Raw genomic sequence first — 18,272 nt, 5'->3', positions numbered from 1 at the left:
ATCAGTCTTCCCGATATCGGTAACCGATACCGTATAGGGTTTCGATCTGGTTGAACTCGTCATCCACTTGGCGGAATTTTTTGCGCACACGTTTGATATGGCTATCAATGGTGCGGTCATCCACATAGACGGTGTCTCCATACGCAGCATCAATCAGTTGATCGCGGGATTTCACCAGTCCGGGGCGCTGGGCGAGTGTTTTTACCAACAGAAATTCCGTTACGGTCAGGGGCACATCTTCCCCTTTCCATGTGCATTTGTGGCGCAGCTCATCCAAGGAAAGGTTGCCACGCACCAGTGCGCCGCCTGTAGGTTCACCATTGGCTTCTGCACGGCTCACTTCATTCCGGCGCAGAAGGGCACGAATACGCTCTAGCAGCAGGCGTTGGGAGAACGGTTTGGTGATGTAATCATCCGCCCCAAGGCGCAGCCCCATAAGCTGGTCAACTTCCTCGTTCTTGGAGGACAGGAAAATGACAGGCAGGTTGGAGCGGGTGCGTAACCGTTGCAGAAGTTCCATGCCATCCATGCGGGGCATTTTGATATCCAGAACAGCCAGATCAACCGGATAAGCCGTTAAACCCTGTAAGGCCGATTCGCCATCTGTATATGTGCGAACATTGAAGCCTTCTGCCTCCAGCGTCATCTGCACCGATGTCAGGATATTGCGGTCATCATCCACCAGCGCAATTGTCTGCTTGGTGCGCTCTGTCATTGTCTGCGTTGTCCTTCCCTGCTGCCATGCGAGCAAGCCCTATAGACTAGGCCCTGCCATCCTATCCTGCCAAGTGCCCCTGTCCAGAATTCGGCCAGCTTTTTTCAGCATTGTGTAGTTAGGGCATAAAATCATGCACATGGCAGGGGTGGCGGGTCTTGTCGGCGGCGATTGTGTTGCTTACTTCAAAAGGCATGACCCAAGATACAGATCCCACACAGGTCGAAACGCCGGCAGCACAGCCGGCCCCGGCCGAGCAGACGGCTCCAGAACACGAAGCTGCTGCTGAAGCTGCGCAGAACGGTCAGCCAGAAGACCCGGAAGCGCGTATTCATGAACTTGAGCAGAGCGCTGCCGAATTTAAGGAAAAGTGGCTGCGTTCAGAGGCTGAAAACCAGAACCTGCGCGCCCGCGCCAAGCGTGATCTGGATGATGCCCGCCAGTACGCCGTGCAAAAATTTGCGCGTGATGTGGTGGAAGCCGCAGAAAACCTGCGTCGTGCGCTGGCTAGCCTGCCACCTGCGCAGGAAGGCGAAGATTCTGTGCTGACCAAAATGCGTGAAGGCATTGAAAGCACGGAACGCTCCTTTATTTCCATTCTGGAGCGTCACGGTATCAAGTGTGATGACCCAGCAGGTAAGCCGTTTGATGCCAACCTGCATCAGGCTATGGCAGAACAGCCGAGCGCTGAGCACGAACCCGGTACGGTCATGCAGGCTTGGACGCCAACATGGACGCTGCACGGGCGCCTGCTTAAGCCAGCCATGGTGGTGGTTGCCAAGGCTTCCTGATCAGGAGGTTACGGCATGGCGGCAGGTGAAAAATCCTGCCTGCCAAGGTGTTTTCCCTTCTTGAAAAAGAGAAAGCGCCACCATACATCAGGTTTATCATTCAAGCCTGTTTCTTGAACCCAATTAAGGGCAGGAATAGGTAAGTAAATGAAAGCAAGGGCCTTTTGTGGTGCTTCGGGCCAAATAAGGTCGCTGAAAGGGAATATATAATGAGTAAAGTTATTGGTATCGACCTTGGTACTACCAACTCCTGCGTTGCAGTGCGTGAAGGTAACGAAACTAAGGTTATCGAAAACAGCGAAGGCGCACGCACCACCCCGTCAATGGTGGCTTTCACCGAAGGTGGTGAAATGCTGGTGGGGCAGGCTGCAAAGCGTCAGGCAGTTACCAACCCAGCTAACACTTTCTACGCTGTTAAGCGTCTGATCGGTCGTCGTTTTGATGATCCGACTGTCCAGAAAGACAAGGAAATGGTGCCCTATGCCATCGTCCAGGGTGAAAATGGCGATGCATGGGTTGAGGCGCGCGGCAAAAAATATGCCCCCTCACAGATTTCCGCCTTCGTTCTGGGCAAAATGAAGGAAACGGCTGAATCCTATCTGGGCGAAAAAGTTTCTCAGGCCGTTATTACCGTTCCGGCTTACTTTAACGATGCCCAGCGTCAGGCAACCAAGGATGCAGGTAAGATTGCAGGCCTTGAAGTGCTGCGTATTATCAACGAACCCACAGCAGCTGCTCTGGCTTACGGGCTGGAAAAGAAAAGCGGCGGCACCGTGGCTGTGTATGACCTTGGTGGTGGCACGTTTGACGTTTCCGTTCTGGAAATTTCTGATGGTGTGATTGAAGTCAAATCCACCAATGGCGATACGTTCCTGGGTGGTGAAGACTTTGATAACCGCATCATCGGTTATCTGGCAGACGAGTTCAAACGCGAACAGGGTATTGATCTGCGGTCTGACAAGCTGGCTCTGCAGCGTCTGAAAGAAGCGGCAGAAAAAGCCAAGATCGAACTGTCTTCCTCCAAGGAAACAGAAATCAACCTGCCGTTCATCACGGCCGATGCGTCTGGCCCGAAACACCTTGTTCTGAAGCTGACCCGCGCTAAGCTGGAAAGCCTTGTGGACGATCTGGTGCAGCGTACGCTGGAACCCTGTAAGGCAGCGCTGAAGGATGCTGGCCTGTCTGCTTCTCAGATTGACGAAGTCATTCTGATTGGCGGTATGACCCGTATGCCCAAGGTTATCGAAACGGTTAAAGGCTTCTTTGGCAAAGACCCTGCTCGTAACGTGAACCCCGATGAAGTTGTGGCTATTGGTGCCGCTATTCAGGGTGCCGTTCTGAAGGGTGATGTGAAAGACGTTCTGCTGCTGGACGTAACCCCGCTTTCTCTGGGTATTGAAACGCTGGGTGGTGTGTTCACCCGTCTGATCGACCGCAACACAACTATTCCGACCAAAAAGAGCCAGGTGTTCTCCACGGCGGAAGATAACCAGAACGCCGTGACCATTAAGGTCTATCAGGGCGAGCGCGAAATGGCAGCCGATAACAAGCTGCTTGGTAACTTTGACCTTACGGGTATTCCCGCAGCTCCGCGTGGCGTGCCACAGATTGAAGTGACCTTCGATATTGATGCCAACGGCATTGTGTCCGTGTCCGCTAAGGATAAGGCAACCGGTAAGGAACAGCAGATCAAGATCCAGGCTTCTGGTGGTCTGTCCGATACCGATATCGACAAAATGGTGAAAGACGCTGAAGCCAACGCTGAAGCCGATAAAGCCAAGCGTGAGCAGGTAGAACTGCGCAACAATGCTGAAGCTTTGGTGCACCAGACTGAAAAGTCTCTGACTGAAGCTGGTGACAAGGTTCCGGCCGCAGAAAAGAGCGAAGCAGAAAGCGCCATTGCTGCTGTTAAGGCCGCGATGGAAGGCGCCGATGCAGAAGCTCTGAAAAGCGCAACCGAACGCCTGACACAGGCAGCTATGAAGGTGGGTGAAGCCGCTTACAAGGCTGGTCAGGCTGGTGAAGCAGCTCCGGAAGCAGAAGCTGCAAAGCCGGACGAAAAAGAGATCGTTGACGCTGACTTTGAAGACGTGAACGACAGCAAGAAGTCCTGATCGGACGCTATGCACAAGGGTGACTATGTGACAAACATAGTCACCCTTTACTTTATTACTGGCGTCCGCGCTTCATTGTAAGGCGGGCGCTTTTTGTTGTTTCGGACAAATGCTGTGCTCATGCTTTAGAGGCAGCCCCCGACAAGAGGACTTCCATGGCCACTCAGCTCGATTATTACGCAATTCTTGAAGTTTCCCGGACAGCCACGGCTGATGAACTCAAGAAATCTTATCGCAGGCTGGCCATGAAGTATCATCCCGACCGGAACCCGGGGGATGATGCAGCAGAAGCTAAATTTAAGGAAATCAACCAAGCCTACGATATCCTGAAGGACGAACAAAAGCGCGCTGCGTATGACCAGTACGGCCATGCGGCGTTTGAAGGTGGTGGCCCTGGCCCCGGCGGGTTTGACTTTAGCGGTGGCTTTGGTGGCGGTGGTCTGGGCGATATTTTCGAACAGATGTTTGGTGACATGATGGGCGGTCGCCGTGGTGGCCGTGCCCGCACCGGTAATGATATCCAGACTCATGTTGAAATCACGCTGGAAGAAGCTTTTGCCGGCGTAAAGAAAGATGTGCGGGTAATTACCCGTGTAGCGTGCGAATCCTGCCACGGCACAGGCTCTAACGATGGTGCATCGGGTGTTGAAGTTTGCCCAAGCTGCCACGGCGCAGGCAAAGTGCGGGCGCAGCAGGGTTTCTTTGTGGTGGAACGCCCATGCCCAACCTGTCATGGCGCTGGCAAGGTGGTGAAAAACCCCTGCAAGGTTTGCCACGGTGAAGGCACCATAGAAAAAGAACGCACGGTTGAAGTGCAGATTCCTGCCGGGGTGGAAGAGGGCACCCGCATCCGCCTTTCTGGCGAAGGAGAGGCTGGGGGTAACGGTGTTCCGCCGGGTGATCTGTATATTCAGATTTCCATAGATGAACACGGTATCTTCCAGCGCGATGGTGCCAATATCTATTGCCGTGTGCCGTTGCGCATGGCGCAAGCTGCTTTGGGTACAGAAATTGAAGTGCCTGTTATTGATGGCTCTCGCACCAAGGTGAAAATTCCGGCTGGCACGCAAACAGGCGCGCATTTCCGCCTGCGTGGTAAAGGGTTCTCGGTTCTGCGTTCCACCGCCCGTGGCGATATGTACATTCAGGTTGCGGTGGAAACACCACAAAACCTCAGCAAGCGTCAGCGTGAACTGCTGGAAGAATTTGAAAAAGAAGCCGGTGAGGATGTGAAGCAAAGCCCCGAACATACTGGCTTCTTCCGCCGCGTGCGGGACTTTTTTGAAGGGAAGGAATAAGCGCTCATGCGTATCGGTATTGCAGGCATAACGGGGCGCGTGGGCCGTCTTTTAGTAGAAGAAGTGCAAGCTGCAGGGGCAATTCTTTCTGGTGGCACAACACGTAAGCCAGAAGCTGCCAGTGGCCTGCCCCAAGGGGTGGCGCTGTTTAAGGATATGGCTGAGCTTGCAGCCAACAGCGATGTGGTGATCGATTTCACCCACGCTGATACGGTTATCCCGAACGCACAGGCATTAGCAGCAGCAGGTACGGCATGGGTGCTAGGCACAACTGGCCTTTCAGCAGAGCAACAGGCAGCCGTAAACAAAGCAGCAGAAAAAATTGCTGTGGTGCATGCTGCCAATTACTCTCCCGGTGTCACATTGGTACAGCGTTTGGCGCAGATGATGGCACGCGTGCTGCCGGCAGACTCCTACGATGCTGAAATTGTGGAAATGCACCATAGGCAGAAAGTGGATGCGCCATCAGGTACAGCCTTGGCTATTGGTGAGGCCGTGGCGCAAGGGCGTGGTGTAAAGCTGGCAGACGTGCGCGAAAGTGGGCGTGATGGCCATACTGGCCCCCGTAAGGAAGGGGCCATTGGCTTTGCAGCCCTGCGCGGTGGGCAGATTGTGGGCGAACATGAAGTATTGTTCACATCAGCCGATGAGCAGATTGTTCTGGGCCATCGTGCGTTTGATCGGCGCATTTTTGCCACAGGTGCGGTACGTGCTGCCAAGTGGGTAAAAGGGCACAAACCCGGCCTTTACAGCATGGAAGATGTGCTGGGCCTGCCCCCGCTATAATGCCAACTTAAAGGGGCGGGCAGTGTCCGCCCCGCGTTGGGCGCAAGGCTGAAAACGGCGTTTCTGGGTGGCCTGTTTGGCCAATACTCTTGACCGCTGCTTTCTATCCCTTCATACGACCTCGTCCCCCTTTTTTAGGGCGGGCTTCTGTTTCCTTTTTCACAGTGCGTGGGGCAAACGGCACCATCATGCGTAAAGACGGCGATTTTCTGTTTACTTCGGAGTCTGTTTCCGAAGGCCATCCCGATAAAGTTGCTGACCGGATCAGCGATACCGTTCTGGACGCTTATCTTGCGGCAGATCCGGAAGCCCGCGTTGCCTGTGAAACGCTGGTAACCACCAACCGCATCATTCTTGCGGGTGAAGTGCGTGGCCCATCTTCCGTTACATCGGACAAGCTGATTGAACTGGCGCGCGAAGCTGTCAAAGATATCGGTTACGATCAGGAAGGTTTTTCCTGGCGCCGTGCGGAAGCAGCCAATTATCTGCATGCGCAGTCTGCCGATATTGCGGTAGGCGTTGATAGCGCAGCCGAGAAAGATGAAGGCGCAGGCGATCAGGGGATCATGTTCGGGTACGCCTCGAACGAAACCGATACCCTTATGCCAGCCCCCATCTACTATGCGCACCGCATTCTGCATGAAATGCGTGATCTGCGCCGTGCGGGTGACCCGATTGTGGCTGGCCTGCAGCCGGATGCCAAAAGCCAGGTTACCCTGCGTTATGTAAATGGCCGTCCGGTTGGTGCTACCTCGGTGGTGATCTCCACCCAGCATGATGAAGGCATCAATCAGGAAGAACTGCGTGGCCGTCTGGGTCAGGTGGTTAAGAATGTGCTGCCCGAAGGCTGGGTGCCGCCGGAAAAAGAATTCTACGTTAACCCCACGGGTGTGTTCGTAATTGGCGGCCCGGATGGTGACTGCGGGCTAACAGGCCGTAAGATTATTGTGGATACCTATGGTGGTGCAGCCCCGCATGGTGGCGGTGCATTCTCTGGTAAGGACCCCACGAAGGTTGACCGTTCTGCAGCTTATGCCTGCCGTTATCTGGCCAAAAACGTTGTGGCCGCTGGGTTGGCAGACCGTTGCACCATTCAGCTTTCCTACGCCATTGGCGTGTCTCATCCGCTGTCCGTCTATGTGGATCTGGATGAAACCGGCAAGGACGTAGATGAAAACCGTCTGGGTGATGTGCTGCGTGAAGTTATGGATCTTACCCCGCGTGGTATCCGTAAGCACCTGCGTCTGAACCGCCCGATTTATGCTGTTACATCTGCTTATGGTCACTTTGGCCGCAAGCCAGATGCAAAGCTGGACACCTTTACGTGGGAACAGACCGATCTGGTTGATGCCCTGCGTAGCGCGCTGAACCGCTAAGTTTAGGGCGTTCTGTTCATGGCGGAGGCAAAAGGTTCGGCTGAAAATGCTCAGCCTGTGGTAACAGATGTTAAACCCCCGCCAGAGCGGCTGTATGGCCGCCAGCGTGGGCATCCGTTGCGTCCCCGTCAGGAACGGCTGCTGGATGAAACCCTGCCGCGTATGCGTTTTCCGCTAGAACGTGCGGCAGATCCGGCTTCTGTTTTTGGCCACAAGCCAGAACAGATCTGGTTTGAGGTTGGCTTTGGTGGGGGGGAGCACGTACTTGCCCAAACCAATGCACACCCCGAAGTGGGGTATATTGCCTCCGAAGTTTTCCATAACGGTTTGTGCTCCCTGTTAAGCCGCCTTGTGCCGGTAGGGGAAGAAGCAACTGCTCCCGTGCCAGAAATGCTGCGGCTGTGGGATGATGATGCCCGGCAGGTGCTAAATGTGCTGCCTGATGCGTGTCTGGACAGGTTGTTCCTGATGTTTCCAGATCCGTGGCCCAAGGCACGCCATGCTAAGCGGCGCTTTGTGCATCCACAAAATGTGGCGCTGGCTGCCCGCGTGCTTAAGCCCGGTGCCGTGTGGCGCGTTGCCAGTGATGATCCCACCTATCAAGCGTGGGTGCAGGAAGTGATGGCGGCACAGGATTACTTTGAAGCGCCCGAACCCGTTTTAACCCGGCCAGAAGGCTGGTTCCCCACTCGGTATGAGGCCAAGGCCATTGCTGCTGGCCGCCAGCCTATGTACTGGACATTTACCCGCCGTTAAGGCGGGTTTTGTCGTTTTTCACCCCTCGGTTGATGGTCCGCATGTGGCATGTGGGTTCATCAGCTCGCATTACGTTTTTGCCATGCGAAAGGTCCGCTATGAGCCAGACGACGCTGCCTATCCGTCGTGCCCTTGTTTCTGTTTCCGATAAAACGGGTCTGCTTGATCTTGCCCGTGCTCTTGCAGCGCAGGGGGCAGAAATTCTTTCTACCGGGGGGTCTGCCAAGGCGCTGCGCGATGCGGGTATCCCTGTTACGGAAGTTTCGGATTACACAGGCTTTCCCGAAATTCTGGATGGCCGGGTGAAAACACTGGTGCCCAAAATTCATGGTGGCATTCTGGGCCGGCGTGATCTGCCTGCCCATGTAGCCCAGATGGAAGAGCACGGCATTAGCCCGATCGATCTGGTGGCTGTAAATTTGTACCCGTTTGAAAAAACGGTTGCCTCTGGCGCAGATGCAGACACCTGCATTGAAAACATTGATATCGGCGGCACGGCACTTATTCGCGCTGCAGCCAAAAATCACGCTCATGTGGTGGTGCTGACAGACCCAGCCCAGTATGAAGGGCTGATTAATGCGTTGGGCGATGGTGGCACCACGCTGGAAACACGCCGTGCCTATGCTGGTGCTGCGTATGCCCGTACTGCAGCTTACGATGCCGCTATTGCCGCATGGTTTGCCAAGCAGGCTCAGCAGCCTTTCCCTGAACGCTTTATTATGGCTGGCCAGCGTGCAGAAATTCTGCGCTACGGTGAAAACCCGCACCAGAAGGCCGCTTTCTATCGTGATGGCACAGTGCGCCCCGGTGTGGCGACGGCTGAGCAGGTGCAGGGCAAGTCTCTCTCCTACAACAACATCAATGATACCGATGCTGCGTTTGAGGCTGTTGCCGAATTTGATAGCCCGGCCGTTGTGATTGTAAAGCATGCCAACCCCTGCGGCGTGGCTGTTGCACCTTCACTGACAGCAGCGTGGGATCAGGCCCTGCGGTGCGATCCGGTTTCTGCTTTTGGGGGCATTGTGGCCCTTAACCGCACGCTGGATGCAGCTACGGCAGAAAAGATTTCCACCATCTTTACGGAAGTAATTGTGGCTCCGGATGCGGAAGAAGATGCCAAGGCGCTTCTGTCCCGCAAAAAGAACCTGCGCCTGCTGCTGACCGGTGGTCTGCCTAACCCTGCGGCAGAAGGCATTGTGGTGCGTTCCGTAGCCGGTGGTTTTCTGGCCCAAACGCGTGATAACGGACAGATCAGCCGTGAAGGCCTGAAGGTGGTGACAAAGCGCGCCCCGACAGAACAGGAAATGCAGGATCTGATTTTTGCATTCCGCGTGGCCAAACACGTTAAGTCTAACGCCATTGTGTATGCCAAGGGCGGCGCTACGGTGGGCATTGGCGCTGGCCAGATGAGCCGCGTGGATTCTGCTCGTATTGCCGCTTCCAAAAGTGGTGAGGCCGCAAAGGCAGCCGGGCAGGACACACCGCTTACGCAGGGTTCTGTTGCAGCATCTGATGCGTTCTTCCCGTTTGCAGATGGTCTGGAAACCATTGTTGCCGCTGGGGCCACAGCAGTTATCCAGCCCGGTGGTTCCATCCGTGATAATGAGGTGATTGCCGCTGCAGATGCCGCCGGTATTGCCATGGTGTTTACTGGTATGCGCCATTTCCGCCACTGACACGCTTTTCCCGCTCTTGCGGGAATGACAGTTCGTGGCAAAGAATAGGGCCACGAATCTCACGCAATGCTGTCCCCCGTGCACATATGGGCGGGGGCAGCGTTTCATAATCGGTTGGGCTATGCGCTATCTGCTTTCTTTGTCTGCTGCATTATTCGTGTCTTCCGTGGCTGTAGCCGCGCCAGCACATAAAACGCCTGCCACCAAGGCAGAGTCCTTTTCTGCTAGGCAGACACACACAGAAAAGCAGGCAGATGGTGTGTATGATCTTTCTGGCTTGCCTTCCTTTAGCGGCAAGGTCGCGCAGTTTCTGCCTTCTCCGCATGGTGGTGTGTTTGGGCTGGTGCTGGAAGATGGCACGCAGGTTTTTGTTTCTCCTGAACAAACGCACGCATTGGCTGGGCTGGTTAAACCGGGGGATGCTATTTCCATCCGCGGGTTAAAAGGCCGTACACTGCCTATTATCCGGGCATTTGGAATTACCAGTCCGCGTGGCCGTGGCATGCAGGATAACTTTATTGCCATGCCCGTGCATTCTACAGAAATGATTGCTGGTCCAGATTTGGTGCTGCATGGCGAAATCTGGCAGCAGCTTTACAATGCCAACGGGGAGCTTTCGGGCGTGATTCTTAAGGATCACTCCGTTGTCTGCATTGCCCCGCGTGAAGCAGCGCGTGTGGCTAACCTGCTTACACCGGGGCAAATGCTCTATGCTGTTGGCACAGGCAGCAGTGGTGAACTGGGCACAGCTATTGATGCGCGAGAAATTGGTGCTTCAACCGAAAAAATGGTGGGCATTGCTGTGGGTGATGCCCCGCCACCCGGGCCGCCTGCCGGTAGCCCTGCTTACGATATTATTCCCGGAGCAGAAGAACACTAAAGCCGCCCTATAGGCGTATAGCTTAAGCTCAAAGCGGTAATAGCAAACTGTTGCCGCTTTTGTGCGTTAGCCTTTCTACTACAGGGCACTAACAGTCATACGTGTTGACGTGTGGCGGAAGGGAGAAAGTAGATGGCTATTTTACGCTGGGTTCTGATTTTTCTAATTTTTGCCCTTCTGGCATCCATATTCGGGTTTTCTGGCGCGGCAGGTAACTTTACAGAAATAGCTAAAATTCTGCTGTTTGTGTTTGTAGTGCTGCTGGTGATCAGCCTCTTTTTTGGCCGCACGCCCCGAACCTGATTTTAGCCTTTATTCAGATGTGTTGTGTGGTGTTGCGGTGGGCTGCCGTGCACCACAGCACACCTGTTATCAGGCAGATAATAGCACAAAATTCTACAAGGCTGGGCCAACGGTGCGCCCATACAAAGCTGTAAAGCAGGGCAAACAGCGTTTCAAAAATAATCATTTGCCCAGAAAGCGTTAGCGGCAGCAGGCGGGAGGCTCGGTTCCATAACCCGTTGGCCACCACAGAAGCCAAAAGAGCCGTAGTGCTGCATACTCCCCAAAAACGTGCCCAATCTAGCCAAGCATGGGGCGCAGCCTGAAAAACAAAAGCGGGAATAACCAGCACAAGGGCCAGTGCGCCAGTAACAACGCCTGTAAGCAGAGACCAGTCATGGTCGCTCACGGTAGAGGTTTTTAACAGCCAGCGTGTGTTTTCAACAGCATACAATGTCCATGATGCCAAAGCCCCTACAGCACACAACAATCCAATAACCTGAGTGGAAAAAGCAACCGAATGCGCCGGAGTAGCTGCTGCATGAGCCGTAAAACTGCGTGAAACAATAAGCAGAATGCCAATAACGCTTAAGCTCATCGGGGCGGCAATCTGTTTAATATGGATACTGCTGCCTGCCCGGATACCCATAACCAGCACAGCAATGGGTAGAAATCCAATAATAAGCGTGGTTACGGGGCCGCCTACGGTTGTAATGGCGGTGGAAAGCAGAATGTAATACAGAACATTGCCCAGAACGGATAAGCGGATGAGCGCAATCCACTCGGCTTTTCCCAGAATGTTTTTAAGAATGTTCCAGCGGGGCAACAGCAAGGCCAGAGAGATCAGGCCGTAAACAATGTAACGCCCGGCTGTCATTTGTAGTGATGTAAAATCATGCAGAAGCAGGGGAACAATAAATACAGTGCCCCATAATGCACCGCTTCCCATACCATTAAGCACACCAAGTGTGAGAGAGCGGGAAGACGTCATTCTATTCTACCATGCAAAAAACCGGAAAAAACCAGTTCCGGCTTTATCTTGCCGGAGAAAGGTTAATGCCTGTCTAAAAGAGTATTGGAGCAGACACTATGCTTTTTGCAGGTATCAGCTACACGCCTGCGTGCAACGCATTGTGTGGGGTTTTTGCGGGCAGAATTTAACGTGACTTGTTGCGGTTACATGCAGCAAGCCACGTTAAAGAGATGTGAGGGATTAGCCCTCAATCTGGCTGAAATCTGCAATCAGCCGCATCATACGCACAACGCGGGAAAGCAGCTTTAGGCGGTTAAGCCGTAGTTCTGGCTCTGGGGAATTTACCGTTACCACTTCAAAGAACTTATCCAGCGGTTCACGCAGGCTGGCGGCTTCACGCATGGCATCGGTAAAGCGTTCGGCGGCAAAGTCCTTTTCCACGGCGGGTTCCACACGTTCCAGCGCATCAAACAGGGCGCGTTCCTCATCCTGCGTGAACAGGGCGGGGTCTGGAGTATCTTCGTGCGGGCCGTCTTTCTTGTCTTCAATCCGCAGAATGTTGGCAGCGCGGCGCGTGGCGGCCAGCAGGTTTTTGCCGTCTTCCGTTTCCAGCATGTCTTGCAAGGCATGGGCACGGGCCAGCAGGCGCACGATGTCCGTATCGGAATTATCAACGGAAATGGCGGCCAGACAATCATGCCGCGCACCTTCAGAGCGCACCTGCACGCGCAGACGTTCGGCAATGAACTGAGGCAGCAGATCCAGATCAGGCGCATCCTGCAAATCAGCAGGCAGAGCTTCGGCGGCCAGAACAAACAGGTGCACCAGATCAAGCCGTAGATTGTTTTCACGGATCAGGCGGATAACACCCAAGGCTGCGCGGCGCAGACCGAACGGATCTCCCGAACCGGAAGGTTTTTCACCAGCGGCAAAGAAAGCCACCAGCATATCAATGCGGTCAGCCAGCCCCAGCACAACGGAAACCGGCGCAGTCGGCACCGAATCACCGAGGCCGCGTGGGGTGTATTGCTCGCTAATGGCCTGCGCCACAGCAGCGCTTTCGCCATCATGCTTGGCGTAGTAGCCCCCCATCACGCCCTGAAGTTCAGGGAACTCCCCAACCATGCCGGTTGTCAGGTCTGTTTTACTCAGCTCGGCTGCGCGTTCGCAATCGGCCTTTGGGGCACCCACCATGTCGGCCAGAATGCCGGCCAGACGCACCATGCGGCGCGTGCGATCCCCCTGAGAGCCTAGGCTGGCATGGAAGGTGATGGAATCCAGTGCCTTCAGGCGGGAAGCTAGTGTTTGCTTGCGGTCCAGATCCCAGAAGTGGCGGGCATCTGCAAAGCGGGCACGTAGCACGCGTTCATTACCGGTAACAATAAGCGTGCCATCATCTGCCGGTACAATGTTGGCCACAAAAGCAAAGCGCGGCGCGGCCGTACCATCGCTGTTGCGCAGGGCAAAGTAGCGCTGGTTCACACGCATGGAAACCTGCATCACTTCAGCAGGCAGTTCCATAAACTGCGCATCAATCTGGCCAAGGAACGGCACAGGCCATTCCACCAAACCAGCTACTTCATCCACTAGCCCGGCATCTGGCACAATCTGCAATCCTTCGGAGGCTGCGAGTGTGTTCAGTCCTTCTGTAATGGTTTTGCGGCGTTCTGCGGCATCCACCATCACATGGCGATCATGTAGGGTTTTCCGCCATTCCACAGCGCTAGAAACAGCCACAGCACCGGGGTTGAGGAAGCGATGGCCTTCCGTAAGGTTGGCAGCCACCAGATTGTGGCCGTTATCTTCACCCTGAGCGAGGGAGAACGGCACGGTTTCACCATCCAGAATGCACAAAATACGGCGCAGCGGGCGCACCCATGTAAAGCTGCTGCCTGCTCCCCAACGCATGGATTTAGGCCAAGGGAAGCGCCGCAGCAGATCAGGCAGCACAGCCGCAATATGGGCCTGTGCGCTTACGGCTGGCTCTTCACGTTCCAGAATCCAGAACCCGTTCTGTAGCGTGAGCGCATCGCGCGTTACGCCGTGCTTGCGGGTAAAGCCATCAAGCGCCTTGTCTGGCGCTCCTTCACGTGGGCCACGTTCAGAAACCGTGCGACCGGGTACGGTGGCATCAATGTTCAGGCTGGCGGCAATACGGCGCGGGCCAGTGGCAGCCACAGCATTCTGCGGATGCAGTGGGGCCAAAGCTTCTGTCAGCAAACGCAGGAGGTTTTCCCCTGCCTGACTTTGCATGCGGGCCGGAATTTCTTCAGAGAACAGTTCTATCAGCAGTTCGGGCATTATCTTACTTGTCCTCGCCAGCCAGCCAGGTTTCACAGCATAGCTTGGCCAGATTACGCACTCGGGCAATATAGGCGGCACGTTCGCTCACGCTGATAACGCCGCGCGCATCCAGCAGATTGAACAGATGGCTGGCCTTCAGGCACTGGTCATATGCAGGCTGGGCCACACCGGCTTCGGCCAGCGCAACGCTTTCTTTTTCCGCATCTGTAAAATGCTGGAACAGCAGGTCTGTATTTGCCAGCTCAAAATTATGGCGGGAATAATCTTTCTCGGCCCGCAGGAATACATCTCCGTAGGTCAGGCCCGCGCCATTGTAATCCAGATCGTACACGTTCTCTACGCCCTGCACATACATGGCCAGACGTTCCAGCCCGTATGTCAGTTCGGTAGAAGGCAGGGTTACGGGAATACCGCCGACCTGCTGGAAGTACGTAAACTGCGTGACTTCCATGCCATCGCACCAGACTTCCCAGCCAAGGCCCCATGCGCCGATGGTGGGGTTTTCCCAGTCATCTTCCACAAAGCGGATATCGTGCAGTTCCGGGTCAATCCCGATAGCGCGGTAGCTGTCCAGCAGCAGTTTCTGGCTTTCTTCCGGCGAGGGCTTAAGCAGAACCTGATACTGATAATAGTGCTGCAAGCGGTTTGGGTTTTCCCCATACCGGCCATCAGACGGGCGGCGGCAGGGCTGTACATAGGCCGCTTTCCACGGCTTGCTGCCAAGTGCACGCAAGGTGGTGTGGGGGGAAAGGGTGCCCGCGCCAATTTCCTGATCATAGGGCTGGAGAATGGCGCATCCCTGTTTGGACCAGAACTGGTGAAGGGTCAGGATAAGATCCTGAAAGGAAAGAGGCCGCTCAGTGGGGCGGGGAGACGCCGGGTCCATGATCAGGGTGCTACTCCGGTAGGTTAGGTTATAATACAGCTCATACATACTGCGTGCGGGCACACCATACAGCCCCATGCGCCGAACCGGAAGAGAAGGCAGGCCATGGTGCAATTCTTCCTGCGCAGGGCTTCTTGCATCACGCTTGTATCCGCGCCACATCTTGGACAGAGTGTTGGCGTAAAATAAAAGCTATAGCCGCCAGTGTTAGGCCCTAAAGGGCAGGGAAGGTATGGGATGAATAACGACGAACGCGATCTGATCGAAAAATTCTTTGCGCGTGTAAGCGGCGCACCACAGGGCGGTTTTGCCAGTGTACCCTCTACGCGGCCCAACCTGCCCCCGATAGACCCGGAAGCAGACCAGTTTATTGCGCAGGAATTCCAGAAATACCCGGAAGCGCGTTACCGCATCACTCAGATGGCAGTTGTGCAGGAAGTCGCGTTGGTAGAAGCGCAAAATCGTATTCAGCAACTTCAGTTCCAGTTGCAGCAGGCCCAACAGGCTTTGCAACAGGCACAACAGCAGCAAGGTGCCGGGCAGCAGAAATCTGGCGGCTTCTTTAGTGGCCTATTTGGTGGCGGGCAGAATCCGCAGTCACAGCCGCAACCGCAACCAACCTCTGCTCCTCCGGGGTGGGGTGGCCGCCCTGCTGCAGCACCTATGCCGCCGCAGTATCAGCCACAGCCTATGCCTTATGGTATGCGCCCTTCCATGTTTCAGGGTGGTTCGGGCTTTTTGGGCAGCGCACTCTCCACAGCAACAGGTGTTGCGGGCGGCATGATGGCAGCCAATGCGCTGACCAGCCTTTTCAGTGGGCATCATGATGCCGGTGCGGCTGGCGGTGATGCCGGATGGGGCGGCGGTGCAGCCCCTACAGAAACCATTAACAATTATTATGGTGATGCGGGAGCCGGGGCAGCAGGCGCACCGGGCGCAGATCCGTTTGGTGGTGCTGGCACCAGCGCTGATCCGAATTTTGACGCAAACAGTTCTGACTGGGGCGGAGATGCCGGAGACGCTGGTGGAGATTGGGGTGGCGGAGACGATCAGAGCTTCTGATCCACGCATTAAAAAGGGCGGCCTTAAAGGCCGCCCTTTGTTTATCTGGAGCCGCTCATTGTTTGCATGAGCTCAAGAATTTTTCGGCGCATTTGGGCGTCTGGAATACTGTAATACGCGCGCACCAGTTCCAGCGTCTCCTGCTTTTTGAATATGGTTTTTGCATCTGCTGCGGGTGCAGCGGTAACACTCTTATCCGATGTTGTACCAAAGCTTTTGCGGGTTTCCGAAAAATGTGCCTGTTTGTTGGAAGCAGCTTCCGCAGGATGCATATCATCAAAAAAGAAGCTGATCGGCACATCCAACGCACAGGCAATATGATACAATCGCGAAGCACCAACACGGTTTGCTCCACGTTCATATTTCTGGATCTGCTGGAAGGTAATCCCTAAAGCTTCCCCCAGTTTTTCCTGAGAAAGTCCCAACAATGTGCGGCGTAGTCTTATGCGCTTGCCAACATGGGCATCAATAGCACTGGCAGCAGCAAGAGGCTGGATCATGGTGGTGTCGATCGGTTCCTGCTCCGTATGTTTCACGCCCCGAAACTTTTCCTGCTTTCACGAGGGAATATGCTTAAGAAGGTTAACATTTTAGAAAGATGTTTGCCGTCTCCTCCAAAAGAAAAACAGCGCAGATACCTGTTTAAAAGGGAACTGCGCCATAAAACTGAAAAAACGGTAAACAGGAAATTAAGAAAAATTAGGCTTTGCTGCGCCGGATACATGCTCCCAACATCAGCAACGCACAGAGTAGTAAAGGAACAGCCTGCCCGTAATGCCCGAAAAACGTGCGAGGGAGGGCAGCAGGCACAGCAGAAACAAGTACACCTGTTTTGTCCCACCCTAATTTGGCAAGAAGATGGCCTCTGCCATCAAAGGCTGCAGAAATACCTGTATTGGCAGCTCTTACAATTGGCAGCCCTTCTTCTACGGCGCGTAAGCGCACGGATTCCAAATGTTGGCGCGGGCCTGCGCTGTTCCCAAACCACCCATCATTCGTGACATTGGCAAGCCAACGGGGCCGATCATGAGAGTTGGTGACATCGCCCGAAAAAATCACCTCGTAACAGATCAATGGGCCTACAGGTGGAATGTTGGCCAAATGCCATGTTTGTGGGCCAGGGCCAGCAGCCAATCCGCCCTGTGGTACAATCTGCAAAGGGATGAACGAGGGTTGGTACTCTCCAAAAGGAACAAGGCGTGCTTTGTCATATATAGCACTTACGGCACCATCGGGAGCCAACGCCAAAACGGAATTGCGATAACGCCCATTATCATCTTGGCGGAGCGCCCCAATAATTCCTGCATCCGCCCCCAGCGCCCAATCCATAATAACTTCGCGGGCTTTGGGCGTATCCTGCAATAGATCATAGCCGGGGAAAGAGGTTTCTGGCCACAAAAACACAATAGGGCGGTAAGGTGTGCCAGAAGCTGCCTGCTGAATTTGTAACTGCCGGGCTTGTTGTACGCCTTGGGCTGTTAGGCGTAGGTAACGCAAAAAGATATCTCTGGGGCGTAATCTGCCTACTTTTTCAGTTTCCGGCACATTACCTTGCACCATAATGGCTATTGGGCCGGATTCGCCCTGAGGGTGAATGTTATAAAAACGTGCTGCGCCCACACCAAGCCACAGCACAGAGGCAGCTATATAGCCCATATAAATTCTGCGCCGCGCTGTAGGTGAGCAACATGGAGCCGCCGATTGTGGTGTAAACGGCGTGTACAGATGCAAGCTGTCCAATAAGGCACTGCCACATAGTAGGCTTGCCAATACAAGCGCCAACGTGAGCCCATCTTCCCCCATCCATGCGGCAGGCTGAATGAGCATGTCCCCAACAGGGCCGGGTATGGCAAGGCAACTGCCCAGTGCATTCCACGTAAAGCCGCTGAATAAAAATGTGCGGCCCATATCAAATACAGTCCACGCACCGGCAAAAAATGCCAGACGCCGCAACCCAGCGAGCACGAATGTGCTGAGTGCTGCTGGCACGCCAACCATTGGCGCAAGAATCAGGGCGCATCCCATGGAAGGAAAGGGTACAAACCACCAAAATTCATCTGCACGGATCAGCACTGCATTGACCAGCCAGTAAAGGCCGGCTGTGTAAAAACCGAAGCCAAACAGGCAACCAGCCCATGCAGCATGTTTCCAACTTTTTGTGGTATTGAGTATCCGCCCCAATATGCCAAAGGTGAGCAGCAATATGGGTAAAAAGTGCAAAGGGGGCAGAGCTAGCGCAGAAAGAGCGCCAACTCCCAGCATGAACCCCATAAAACGCCAATTTTCCCGCCAGCATCGGCGCAGGCGGTTGTGCGCCGTTTGAAAAAACGCGGGCAGTTTTACCACGGCGCGAACCTTAGTTTACTGACTGAC

Annotated in this window: 15 protein-coding genes and 1 pseudogene; 10 read left to right on the top strand and 6 right to left on the bottom strand. The window is 54.6% G+C overall.

From position 1 onward, the window contains the following. Nucleotide 1: 1 nt before the first annotated feature. The gene (locus A4S02_RS11145) at nt 2-715 is read right to left on the bottom strand and encodes a response regulator transcription factor (RefSeq protein WP_003623821.1); all 714 of its coding nucleotides are present in this window, start codon (nt 713-715) and stop codon (nt 2-4) included. Between the two features lie 194 nt (nt 716-909). Between A4S02_RS11145 and A4S02_RS11140 the strand changes: the two genes are divergently transcribed. From A4S02_RS11140 to A4S02_RS15320, 9 genes are all read left to right on the top strand, one after another. Next, nucleotides 910-1,506, top strand: a complete 597-nt coding sequence (locus A4S02_RS11140; RefSeq protein WP_070323817.1) for a nucleotide exchange factor GrpE — start codon at nt 910-912, stop codon at nt 1,504-1,506. Nucleotides 1,507-1,715: 209 nt separating this feature from the next. Next, complete coding sequence (gene dnaK / locus A4S02_RS11135) at nt 1,716-3,620, top strand: molecular chaperone DnaK (RefSeq protein WP_070323816.1); 1,905 nt, start codon at nt 1,716-1,718, stop codon at nt 3,618-3,620. Between the two features lie 155 nt (nt 3,621-3,775). Next, entirely contained in the window at nt 3,776-4,918 is a 1,143-nt protein-coding gene (dnaJ, locus tag A4S02_RS11130) for a molecular chaperone DnaJ (protein ID WP_019088785.1), read from the top strand. 6 nt (nt 4,919-4,924) lie between these two features. Next, nucleotides 4,925-5,704, top strand: a complete 780-nt coding sequence (gene dapB / locus A4S02_RS11125; RefSeq protein WP_070323815.1) for a 4-hydroxy-tetrahydrodipicolinate reductase — start codon at nt 4,925-4,927, stop codon at nt 5,702-5,704. Nucleotides 5,705-5,892: 188 nt separating this feature from the next. Beyond that, a complete protein-coding gene (gene metK, locus A4S02_RS11120) occupies nt 5,893-7,080 on the top strand; it encodes a methionine adenosyltransferase (RefSeq protein ID WP_070323814.1) in 1,188 nt (395 codons plus the stop codon). A gap of 18 nt (nt 7,081-7,098) precedes the next feature. Continuing rightward, nucleotides 7,099-7,836 carry a tRNA (guanine(46)-N(7))-methyltransferase TrmB gene (trmB, locus tag A4S02_RS11115; RefSeq protein WP_019088783.1) on the top strand — a complete coding sequence of 246 codons (738 nt, stop codon included), beginning with the start codon at nt 7,099-7,101 and terminating at the stop codon, nt 7,834-7,836. A gap of 98 nt (nt 7,837-7,934) precedes the next feature. Next, nucleotides 7,935-9,512: a bifunctional phosphoribosylaminoimidazolecarboxamide formyltransferase/IMP cyclohydrolase gene (gene purH, locus A4S02_RS11110; RefSeq protein WP_070324255.1), complete on the top strand. Its 1,578-nt coding sequence runs from the start codon at nt 7,935-7,937 to the stop codon at nt 9,510-9,512. Between the two features lie 121 nt (nt 9,513-9,633). Continuing rightward, nucleotides 9,634-10,392, top strand: a complete 759-nt coding sequence (locus tag A4S02_RS11105; protein WP_019088781.1) for a hypothetical protein — start codon at nt 9,634-9,636, stop codon at nt 10,390-10,392. 132 nt (nt 10,393-10,524) lie between these two features. Next, entirely contained in the window at nt 10,525-10,695 is a 171-nt protein-coding gene (locus tag A4S02_RS15320; RefSeq protein WP_003623804.1) for a DUF1328 domain-containing protein, read from the top strand. A gap of 9 nt (nt 10,696-10,704) precedes the next feature. Here A4S02_RS15320 and A4S02_RS11100 read toward each other — a convergent pair. From A4S02_RS11100 to A4S02_RS11090, 3 genes and pseudogenes are all read right to left on the bottom strand, one after another. Next, nucleotides 10,705-11,665, bottom strand: a pseudogene (locus A4S02_RS11100) (DMT family transporter). A gap of 222 nt (nt 11,666-11,887) precedes the next feature. Beyond that, nucleotides 11,888-13,948 (bottom strand): glycine--tRNA ligase subunit beta, encoded by a 2,061-nt coding sequence (gene glyS / locus A4S02_RS11095; protein ID WP_070323812.1) that lies wholly within the window; start codon nt 13,946-13,948, stop codon nt 11,888-11,890. 4 nt (nt 13,949-13,952) lie between these two features. Beyond that, nucleotides 13,953-14,999, bottom strand: a complete 1,047-nt coding sequence (locus tag A4S02_RS11090) for a glycine--tRNA ligase subunit alpha (RefSeq protein ID WP_208858884.1) — start codon at nt 14,997-14,999, stop codon at nt 13,953-13,955. 75 nt (nt 15,000-15,074) lie between these two features. Here A4S02_RS11090 and A4S02_RS11085 point away from each other — a divergent pair, with 75 nt between their 5' ends. After that, the gene (locus A4S02_RS11085) at nt 15,075-15,899 is read left to right on the top strand and encodes a DUF2076 domain-containing protein (RefSeq protein ID WP_070323811.1); all 825 of its coding nucleotides are present in this window, start codon (nt 15,075-15,077) and stop codon (nt 15,897-15,899) included. 41 nt (nt 15,900-15,940) lie between these two features. On the opposite strand, the gene A4S02_RS11080 is transcribed toward A4S02_RS11085, so the two are convergent. Further along, the gene (locus tag A4S02_RS11080) at nt 15,941-16,435 is read right to left on the bottom strand and encodes a helix-turn-helix domain-containing protein (protein WP_070323810.1); all 495 of its coding nucleotides are present in this window, start codon (nt 16,433-16,435) and stop codon (nt 15,941-15,943) included. Between the two features lie 163 nt (nt 16,436-16,598). After that, entirely contained in the window at nt 16,599-18,245 is a 1,647-nt protein-coding gene (gene lnt, locus A4S02_RS11075; RefSeq protein WP_070323809.1) for an apolipoprotein N-acyltransferase, read from the bottom strand. Nucleotides 18,246-18,272: the final 27 nt, after the last annotated feature.

Source organism: Acetobacter ascendens, from assembly GCF_001766235.1.
GTDB classification, from domain to species: Bacteria; Pseudomonadota; Alphaproteobacteria; order Acetobacterales; family Acetobacteraceae; genus Acetobacter; species Acetobacter ascendens.
This window is presented reverse-complemented; position numbering and strand designations above follow the sequence as displayed.

Excerpts from the sequence above, each read along its gene's own strand:
- A4S02_RS11105 (WP_019088781.1), top strand. The coding sequence starts at position 9,634 with ATGCGCTATCTGCTTTCTTTGTCTGCTGCATTATTCGTGTCTTCCGTG.
- glyS (WP_070323812.1), bottom strand. The coding sequence starts at position 13,948 with ATGCCCGAACTGCTGATAGAACTGTTCTCTGAAGAAATTCCGGCCCGC.
- A4S02_RS11090 (WP_208858884.1), bottom strand. The coding sequence starts at position 14,999 with ATGTGGCGCGGATACAAGCGTGATGCAAGAAGCCCTGCGCAGGAAGAA.
- trmB (WP_019088783.1), top strand. The coding sequence starts at position 7,099 with ATGGCGGAGGCAAAAGGTTCGGCTGAAAATGCTCAGCCTGTGGTAACA.
- dnaK (WP_070323816.1), top strand. The coding sequence starts at position 1,716 with ATGAGTAAAGTTATTGGTATCGACCTTGGTACTACCAACTCCTGCGTT.
- purH (WP_070324255.1), top strand. The coding sequence starts at position 7,935 with ATGAGCCAGACGACGCTGCCTATCCGTCGTGCCCTTGTTTCTGTTTCC.
- dnaJ (WP_019088785.1), top strand. The coding sequence starts at position 3,776 with ATGGCCACTCAGCTCGATTATTACGCAATTCTTGAAGTTTCCCGGACA.
- A4S02_RS11145 (WP_003623821.1), bottom strand. The coding sequence starts at position 715 with ATGACAGAGCGCACCAAGCAGACAATTGCGCTGGTGGATGATGACCGC.
- dapB (WP_070323815.1), top strand. The coding sequence starts at position 4,925 with ATGCGTATCGGTATTGCAGGCATAACGGGGCGCGTGGGCCGTCTTTTA.
- metK (WP_070323814.1), top strand. The coding sequence starts at position 5,893 with ATGCGTAAAGACGGCGATTTTCTGTTTACTTCGGAGTCTGTTTCCGAA.
- A4S02_RS11140 (WP_070323817.1), top strand. The coding sequence starts at position 910 with ATGACCCAAGATACAGATCCCACACAGGTCGAAACGCCGGCAGCACAG.
- A4S02_RS11085 (WP_070323811.1), top strand. The coding sequence starts at position 15,075 with ATGAATAACGACGAACGCGATCTGATCGAAAAATTCTTTGCGCGTGTA.
- A4S02_RS15320 (WP_003623804.1), top strand. The coding sequence starts at position 10,525 with ATGGCTATTTTACGCTGGGTTCTGATTTTTCTAATTTTTGCCCTTCTG.